This is a genomic window from Paracraurococcus ruber, assembly GCF_004353985.1.
GTDB classification, from domain to species: domain Bacteria; phylum Pseudomonadota; class Alphaproteobacteria; order Acetobacterales; family Acetobacteraceae; genus Paracraurococcus; species Paracraurococcus ruber.
This window is the reverse complement of record NZ_SMOA01000261.1, coordinates 1-7245: the sequence shown is the minus strand read 5'-3', so window position 1 is coordinate 7245 and position 7245 is coordinate 1. Positions and strand designations below refer to the sequence as shown.

Genomic DNA, 7245 nt, shown 5'->3' with positions numbered 1-7245 from the left:
ACCACCGGCCGGATATAGGCCGGGCGTCACGCGGCGGCGAGGCTGCGCAACCGCCTGACGCCTGTGCGTTCGGCACGCATGCAGTCCTTGAATGTCCTGGCGGCGCATGGCGCCTTCCTGATGATCGCCCTGCTGGCCGGCCTGGTCACCGCGCTGAACCATGCCGGCGACGACGATGCGGGCGCGGCGCTGAACCTCGGCGCCGCCGTCTTTCTCGGGCAGTTCTGCAGCTTCGTGGCGCTGGCCGGGCTGGGCCTGCCGACGGGCATCGCCCAGGCCGCGGCGCTGGTGCTCGGCGCCGCCGCCGCCTGGACCGCGCCGCGGGCGGCGGTGCGGCGCTGAAGCGGGCGCCGCCTGGCCGCCGCGATGCTCCGGCCGGCATGGACACCCAGCATGAAAGGCCGCCGATGCAGGACCCCCCCGACCTGCAGCGCTTCGTCGCCGCGCAGGATCCGGTCATCGACCAGGTGCGCCGGGAATTGGCGGCGGGCCGGAAGGCCAGCCACTGGATGTGGTTCGTCTTCCCGCAGTTGCGCGGCCTGGGGCAGAGCGCCATGGCGCAGCGCTACGGCCTCGCCTCCCTCGCCGAAGCGCGAGCCTATCTGGACCATCCGGTGCTCGGACCAAGGATGGCCGAATGCACCGCGCTGCTGAACGCCGCGCCGGGAACGGGTGCGGCGACGATCCTCGGCAGCGTCGATGCGCGCAAGCTCCGCTCCTGCCTGACGCTCATGCTGGCGGCGCGGCCGGGCGCGGAGCCCTACCGCACGGCGCTCCGCCGCTTCTTCGGCGACGCGGCCGATCCGGCGACCCTGGCGCTGCTGGCGGCGGAGGACTGATCACGGCCGGCCGAGGCCGGCGACCGGAAGCCATGCGGGCGCGTTGCAGCGGCCATGCCGGATGCACCCGCGCCCTTCCTGCTGTTCCTGCTGCTGTGCCTGCTGGCCTCCGGGCTGGCGGCGTTGGGCGCCGCGCGCCGCCTCGGCTGGCGACGGGCCCTGGCCTTCGGCGGCATCGTCCTGGCCGGCGAGGCCGTCGCCTTCGCCGGGCTGGCCGCGCTCGGCCTGCCCTTCGCGGTCTGCGCCCTGCCGGCCCTGCTTTTCGGCCTGCCCTTCACCCTGCGGCAGCGGCGGCCGGAGGATGAATCCGCCCGGCTCGCCGCGGCCCGCTGGCAGCCGCTGGCTTCGCCGCCGCGGATCTGAGCGGCGGCGTCGGCGCCTCAGCGCTCGCCCTGATGCGTCGCCGGGCCGGGCGGCGCCTTGGCGGGCATGTCCGGCTCCTCCACCGGCTGCTGCGGCGGGGCGTGGACGGCGGGGCCGACCGGGGCCGGCCCCGGCTCCGGCTGCTTCCCGGGATGGTTGCCGGTGATGGACCCGGCGCCGCGGTCGTTCTCGGCGGGCATGGCGTCTCTCCTTCGCTCCGCCTCGCAACGAAGCCGCGCCGCCGGGGTTCCGCCCTCAGCCCGGCATGGCAGGGGCATAGGTGCTGGGCACCATGGACTTCACCTGCTTGGCGCGCTTCTCCAGCCAATAGGCCTGCGGCGGCGGGACGAGTTCGAAGCGCGGGTCCACGCCCAGCTTCTGCGCCGCATCCATCGGCCAGTTCGGGTTGTAGAGAAGCTCCCGCGCCAGGGCGATCAGGTCGGCACGGCCCTCCTGCAATATGCCCTCGGCATGGTCGGCATGGACGATCAGCCCGACCGCCATGCTCATGATGCCGGCCTCGCGCCGCAGCCTCTCGGCATAGGGCACCTGATAGCCGTAGGAGATCGGCCCGGCCGAGACCACCGGCGCGCCGGACATCCCGCCGGAGGAGCAGTCGATCACATCGACGCCCTTGGGCTTGGCGAGCTTGGCCAAGGCGACGCTCTCGGCCGGGCCCCAGCCGGAATCATCCTCGACCGACAGGCGCAGGAAGAGCGGCTTCTCCGCCGGCCAGTGCGCCCGCACGCTTTCCACCACCTCCAGGCAGAAGCGCATGCGGTTCAGGTCGCTGCCGCCATAGTCGTCGTTGCGGCGGTTGGCGAAGGGCGAGAGGAACTGGTGGATCAGGTAGCCATGCGCGCCATGGATCTCCAGCACCTCGAACCCCGCCTCATGGGCGCGGCGGGCGGCCTGGCCCCAGCGCTCGATCGCCTCGGGGATCTCGGCCCGCGTCAGGGCGCGCGGCAGCGGGTCGCTCTCGGGCGCGGCCAGCGCGCTCGGCGCCACCAGGTCCCAGGCCTCCCATTCCGCCGCGTCCAGCGCCGCCACCACGGCGTCCCTGGGCAAGGGCCCGCCGCCCTCCCAGGGGCGATGGCGCCGCGCCTTGCGGCCGGAATGCCCGAGCTGGATGCCCGGCACCGCGCCATGCGCCTTGATGAAGCGCACGCAGCGCGCCAGACCGGGGATGAAGGCGTCGTCCCACAGGCCGAGGTCGCCGAGCGTGCCGCAGCCCCGCCGCTCCACCTTCGTGCTTTCCATGATCACCAGGCCGGCGCCGCCCGCGGCGTAGCGGCCGGCATTCATCAGGTGCCAGTCGGTGGCAAAGCCGCGCTGCGCGGCATACTGGTGCATGGGCGCGACGACGACGCGGTTCTTCAGCGTCACGCCGCGCAACTCCAGCGGCGTGAACAGCAGCGGTGCGGGCATCCGGGCGTTCCCCTTCCTCGGTTGCGGCCATGCTACAGGCATGCGCTGGCCTGGGAAGGAGGGCGCGGGGATGGCGGCGAAGGTGGCGCTGGTGACGGGCGGGGCGCGCGGGATCGGCGCGGCGGTGGCGGCGCGCTTCGCCGCGGATGGCTGGCGCGTGGTGGTCGCCGACCGCGACGCCGCGGCGCCGGCGCATCCCGCGCGCTGCGTCCGGGCGGATGTGAGCGAGGAAGCGGCGGTGCAGGCGCTGGTCGCCGGCATCGCCGCGGAGGAAGGCCGACTGGACGCGCTGGTCTGCAACGCCGGCTTCATGATCCGCAAGCCGCTGCGCGACCTGACGCTTGCGGAATGGCACGCCGTGCTCGGCACCAACCTCACCAGCGCCTTCCTGCTTGTCCGCGCGGCGGAGGCGATGCTGCGCGCCGCGCAGGGTGCGGTCGTCACCATCGCCAGCACCCGCGCGCATCAGTCGGAACCGGATACCGAGAGCTACAGCGCGTCCAAGGGCGGGCTGCTGGCGCTGACCCATGCTCTCGCGGTGAGCCTCGGCCCGGAGGTGCGGGTGAATTGCGTCAGCCCCGGCTGGATCCTGACGAGGGGGCCGGAACCCGGCGCGGCGGACCATGCGCAGCATCCCGCCGGCCGCGTCGGCCGGCCGGAGGATGTGGCGGCGCTGGTTGCCTGGCTCTGCGGGCCGGAGAGCGGCTTCGTCACCGGCGCGGAATTCGTCTCCGATGGCGGCATGACCCGGAAGATGATCTACGTGGAGTAGGGCGGTTTCCGTCCGCCCTGGCCGACGGCAACCGCTCTGGCCTTCCGCATCGACGATCATCTTCGCCCGATCAGGCGCTTCCACCTGAGCGGGATCCGCTCCCGGCGGCGCCGTGGATCCTCCGGCCGGCGCGGCCTCACGCGGTGGTCATCGCCGCCGGGCCGGAATTCCAGGGGGCCTCCCGATCCCGGCCCGCGCCGCCGGCCCCATGTCCCTGGGCCAGGCAAGGGATGAACAGGCATGCCGACCAGCCCGCGCGCCACAGCCGACCGAACGGCGCCCAGGCAGCCGCAGGATGCGCAGCCCTATGATCCCGTCAGCCGCGGCTTCCACTGGCTGGTGGCGGCGCTGGTGGCGGCGCAGATCGTCATCGCCCTCCTCCTGCCGGCGGTCCTGCCGGACTCCGCGGCGGACAGCCTCAGCGCCTGGCACCTGGCCATGGGCTCGACCGTGCTGCTGGTCATGCTGCTGCGGCTCGGCTGGCGGCTGACCCACCCCGCGCCGCCGGCCCCGGCCGGCCTGCCGCCGGCGCTGCGGCTGCTGGCGCGCGGGACGCATTGGTCCCTCTACGGCGTGCTGATCCTGCTGCCCCTGCTGGGCTGGGTGGCCGCGAATGCCTACGACGCCACGCCGCGCCTCCTCGGGCTGCTGCCCCTGCCGCGGCTGGTCGCGCCGGACAAGGCCTTCGCCGAGACGATCGGCGGCGTGCACGGGACGGTCGCCCTGCTGCTGTTCGGCCTGATCGCGCTGCATGTCGCGGGCGCGCTGCACCACGCCCTGATCCGGCGCGACGGCGTGATCCGCCGCATGCTGCCGCGCTGACGCCGCCGCGGCGCGTCACCGGGGGCGCGCGCGGCCCCATCCCGGGCGCCGCCGGACAGGCGGGTGCGGCATTCCCTTGCGGCCCCGGGCCGCTGTAGCCTGCGCATCGCACGGAACCGAGGGACGGAAGCGCCGCAGCCCGCGCGGCATCGCGCCGCGCGGCCAGGGCGGATCGCGGCAGGGCAGGCACGCCCGGGCGCGGGAATCCGCGCTGCGACCATTGGCGTGGAGCGTCGCGCAGGCCCGGCCGGGCGCGACGCCCGCTTCCTCGGGATGCATCGATGCCGCACCTCACCCGCCGCGCCCTGCTCGTGGCCAGCCTGGCCGCCGCAACCCCGCTCCGCGCCGCCGAGCCCTGGCCGGCGCGGCCCATCACCTTCCTCCTTCCCGTGTCGCCGGGCGGGCCGGGCGACCTGCTGGCCCGCACGCTCGGCCCCGCCCTGACCGCGGAGGTCGGCCAGCCCGTCGTCACCGACAACCGCCCGGGCGCCGGCGGCACCATCGGCATGGATGCCGCGGCGCGCGCCCGGCCGGACGGCCACCTCTTCGCCATCTGGAGCAACAGCACCTACGCCATCGCGCCGCATCTCTACCCCATGCCCTACGACACCGACGCCGCCTTCGCCCCGGTCGCGCTGCTGGTGGAGGCGCCGAGCATCCTCTGCGTCCACAAGGACGTCCCGGCGCGCAGCGTGGCGGAGCTTGTGGCGCTGCTGAAGGCGAAACCGGACAGCCTGGCCTACGCCACCGCCGGCATCGGCTTCACCAGCCACCTGGCGACGGAGCTGTTCATGGCGATGACCGGCACCGCCATGCTGCACGTGCCCTATCGCGGCGGCGCGCCGGCGGCGCAGGCGCTGCTGGCCGGGGAGGCGCAGCTGAACGTCATGGAGGCCGCGCTGGCCCGCACGCTGATCCCGACCGGCATGATCCGCCCGCTGGCCGTCACCAGCCGCAGCCGCCTGCCCTGGCTGCCGGAGGTGCCGACCCTGGACGAAGCCGGCGTCGCGGGCTTCGAGAGCGCGACCTACTGGGCCATGGTCGCGCCGGCCGGCACGCCGGCGCCCATCCTCGACCGCGTCGCCGGCATCGTGCTGCGCCACCTGCGGGAGACGCGGGTGCGGGACCAGGTGACGGCGGCGGGGTTCATCCCCATCGCCGCCGACGGTGCCGCCTTCGCCGCCCACAGGGTGGCGGACAGCGCCAAGTGGGGCGCCATCATCCGCAGCCGGGGAATCCGCATCAGCTGAGGTCGAGTTGGTCCCCCTCGCGCTGCCCCTGCCGGGGGTCGGGCGCCCCCTGGACCGGCATCGCGCGCCGGGTCGGCGTGGCGGCTGCGCGCCAAGCCCGTTGACCATGCCGGCCGGCGTTCACCCTGACCCGCATGGTCCCTTCAGATCGGCTTGCCCGCGCTGCCTGCCCAGTTGGGCATCAGCGTGTTGCTGGGCAGGCAGCTGTCGGCGACCTTGGCTGCGGTCTCGGCGCCCGCCACCGGCAGTCCCCGCGGGTCCAGCAGCCCCACCTGCACCAGCACGGACGCCTGGTCCCAGTAGATGTGCTCGTGCACCAGCCTGTCGCCCTGGAAGCGGACGATGGCGACCAGCGGCACCTCCACCCGCCTGCCCGTCGGCGGGATGCCCGGCAGCATCCAGTCCACCTCGGCGGTGTGGGTGAAGGAGAAGATCATCTCGTCCACCAGCTGGTCCTTGCCCACCGTGCGGCTGATCGGCCGCAGCTCGGTATCGGGCGGGTTCGCGCCGATGAAATGGTACCTGTAGAAGCGCTTCAGCTCGTCGTGGCCGACGCCGCCGGTCATGGTCGGGATGTGGTTGACGTAGGGGCGCTCCACCATCGTGGCCATGGTCGCGTCCACGTCGCGGGTCTCGAACTCGTGGCGGCAATGCGCCTCCCACAGGGCTGCCAGGTCGTGCTCGGGCATGCGCGGCTCCTCCCTCGAAGGCCGGCAGGCTAGTGTCCTGCCCGCGAAGTTCGCAGCCACCGGCTGCGACCGCAGCGGACCAGCAGGCCACTGAAAACAATGGCGAGTGGCCCGGATCGAAGGACGCCACCAGTGGCGGCGGACTTCGGATTCGGGACACTAGGCGGAAACGCCACGCGGCGGCACGCCCGATCCGCCCACGAACCGGCCCGCGCGGATTGCGCCGTGGCCCGCCGCGCGCGAGCATCCCACAGCCCAGGGAGGGACCCGCGCCATGCTCGACAACCCGCCGCTGCTGAAGATCCATCGCGGGCATCGCCGGCCCGATCCGGCGCTGCTCGAGCGCTTCCGCGGCGCCCAGACCTCCCACCTCGTGGACGCGATGGATGGACGCGGCGCCATGGACTACCGCATCAAGCCGATGGACCCGGAGCGCGCCGCCTTCGTCGGCCCGGCGCTGACCGCCTTCGCCTATCCGGCCGATGTCGTCGGCGTCTTCGGCGCGCTGGCGGAAGCGCAGCCGGGCGACGTCATCGTCGTCGCCAATGACAGCTACACCACCACGGCGGTGGTCGGCGACCTCGTCATCGGCATGATGCGCAACAAGGGCGTCGCCGCCTTCGTCACGGACGGGCTGGCGCGCGACCGGGCCGGCATCGTCGCCACCGGCCTGCCGACCTTCGCCGCCGGGATCATCCCCGCCTCCCCCGCCGCCAACGGGCCGGGCGAGGTCGGCGCGCCCGTGGTCTGCGGCGGCATCCCGGTGCGCAGCGGCGACATCGTGGTGGGCGATGCCGATGGCGTGGTGGTGGTGCCGGTGGAGCGTGCCGAGGCGGTGCTCGCCGCCCTCGACGCCGTCCGCGCCGCCGAGGCGAAGGCGGTGGCGGCGGTGGAGTCCGGCGCGACCGAGACCGAGAAGCTGCGCAAGATCATGGCGACCGCGGTCATCCTGGGCGGCTGAGCGGGTCCGCATCGGCCGCGCGCAGCGCTCGCCCCTGGCGCCCCACGGCCCAGGCCCGGCACCGCCGGGCGGGCCCGCGTCCCGCCCGGAGGGCGGCGCGGACCCCGCCCTGCCCCGCCGC

The 7245-nt window shown here is 74.3% G+C and carries 10 protein-coding genes; 7 read left to right on the top strand and 3 right to left on the bottom strand.

What is annotated here, in order from left to right; all coding sequences use genetic code 11:
* Positions 1-78 precede the first annotated feature (78 nt).
* From E2C05_RS26310 to E2C05_RS26300, 3 genes are all read left to right on the top strand, one after another.
* Positions 79-342 carry a hypothetical protein gene (locus tag E2C05_RS26310; RefSeq protein ID WP_133222623.1) on the top strand — a complete coding sequence of 88 codons (264 nt, stop codon included), beginning with the start codon at positions 79-81 and terminating at the stop codon, positions 340-342.
* A 65-nt stretch (positions 343-407) separates the two neighbouring features.
* On the top strand, positions 408-839 hold the full coding sequence (locus tag E2C05_RS26305; RefSeq protein ID WP_133222622.1) for a DUF1810 domain-containing protein: 432 nt from the start codon (positions 408-410) through the stop codon (positions 837-839).
* Between the two features lie 54 nt (positions 840-893).
* Positions 894-1202, top strand: a complete 309-nt coding sequence (locus E2C05_RS26300) for a hypothetical protein (RefSeq protein WP_133222621.1) — start codon at positions 894-896, stop codon at positions 1200-1202.
* Positions 1203-1219: 17 nt separating this feature from the next.
* Here the strand turns inward: E2C05_RS26300 and E2C05_RS26295 are convergent, their stop codons facing one another.
* Together E2C05_RS26295 and E2C05_RS26290 are read right to left on the bottom strand one after the other, a co-directional pair.
* Positions 1220-1402, bottom strand: coding sequence for a hypothetical protein (locus tag E2C05_RS26295; protein ID WP_133222620.1), 183 nt, complete (start codon positions 1400-1402; stop codon positions 1220-1222).
* A 55-nt stretch (positions 1403-1457) separates the two neighbouring features.
* Positions 1458-2630 (bottom strand): NADH:flavin oxidoreductase/NADH oxidase, encoded by a 1173-nt coding sequence (locus tag E2C05_RS26290; protein ID WP_133222619.1) that lies wholly within the window; start codon positions 2628-2630, stop codon positions 1458-1460.
* Positions 2631-2700: 70 nt separating this feature from the next.
* On the opposite strand from E2C05_RS26290, the gene E2C05_RS26285 reads away from it, so the two are divergent.
* The 3 genes from E2C05_RS26285 to E2C05_RS26275 all read left to right on the top strand — a co-directional run bounded on the left by E2C05_RS26285 (position 2701) and on the right by E2C05_RS26275 (position 5474).
* Positions 2701-3402: an SDR family oxidoreductase gene (locus tag E2C05_RS26285; RefSeq protein WP_133222624.1), complete on the top strand. Its 702-nt coding sequence runs from the start codon at positions 2701-2703 to the stop codon at positions 3400-3402.
* A 240-nt stretch (positions 3403-3642) separates the two neighbouring features.
* The gene (locus E2C05_RS26280; protein WP_133222618.1) at positions 3643-4224 is read left to right on the top strand and encodes a cytochrome b; all 582 of its coding nucleotides are present in this window, start codon (positions 3643-3645) and stop codon (positions 4222-4224) included.
* Positions 4225-4505: 281 nt separating this feature from the next.
* Positions 4506-5474, top strand: a complete 969-nt coding sequence (locus E2C05_RS26275; RefSeq protein ID WP_133222617.1) for a Bug family tripartite tricarboxylate transporter substrate binding protein — start codon at positions 4506-4508, stop codon at positions 5472-5474.
* A 143-nt stretch (positions 5475-5617) separates the two neighbouring features.
* Here E2C05_RS26275 and E2C05_RS26270 read toward each other — a convergent pair whose 3' ends face one another.
* A complete protein-coding gene (locus tag E2C05_RS26270; RefSeq protein ID WP_133222616.1) occupies positions 5618-6163 on the bottom strand; it encodes an ester cyclase in 546 nt (181 codons plus the stop codon).
* A gap of 274 nt (positions 6164-6437) precedes the next feature.
* Between E2C05_RS26270 and E2C05_RS26265 the strand changes: the two genes are divergently transcribed.
* Entirely contained in the window at positions 6438-7124 is a 687-nt protein-coding gene (locus E2C05_RS26265; RefSeq protein WP_133222615.1) for an RraA family protein, read from the top strand.
* Positions 7125-7245: the final 121 nt, after the last annotated feature.

Coding starts and splice junctions, on each gene's coding strand:
- E2C05_RS26310 (WP_133222623.1), top strand. CDS start 79: ATGCAGTCCTTGAATGTCCTGGCGGCGCATGGCGCCTTCCTGATGATC.
- E2C05_RS26290 (WP_133222619.1), bottom strand. CDS start 2,630: ATGCCCGCACCGCTGCTGTTCACGCCGCTGGAGTTGCGCGGCGTGACG.
- E2C05_RS26295 (WP_133222620.1), bottom strand. CDS start 1,402: ATGCCCGCCGAGAACGACCGCGGCGCCGGGTCCATCACCGGCAACCAT.
- E2C05_RS26285 (WP_133222624.1), top strand. CDS start 2,701: ATGGCGGCGAAGGTGGCGCTGGTGACGGGCGGGGCGCGCGGGATCGGC.
- E2C05_RS26300 (WP_133222621.1), top strand. CDS start 894: ATGCCGGATGCACCCGCGCCCTTCCTGCTGTTCCTGCTGCTGTGCCTG.
- E2C05_RS26280 (WP_133222618.1), top strand. CDS start 3,643: ATGCCGACCAGCCCGCGCGCCACAGCCGACCGAACGGCGCCCAGGCAG.
- E2C05_RS26305 (WP_133222622.1), top strand. CDS start 408: ATGCAGGACCCCCCCGACCTGCAGCGCTTCGTCGCCGCGCAGGATCCG.
- E2C05_RS26270 (WP_133222616.1), bottom strand. CDS start 6,163: ATGCCCGAGCACGACCTGGCAGCCCTGTGGGAGGCGCATTGCCGCCAC.
- E2C05_RS26265 (WP_133222615.1), top strand. CDS start 6,438: ATGCTCGACAACCCGCCGCTGCTGAAGATCCATCGCGGGCATCGCCGG.
- E2C05_RS26275 (WP_133222617.1), top strand. CDS start 4,506: ATGCCGCACCTCACCCGCCGCGCCCTGCTCGTGGCCAGCCTGGCCGCC.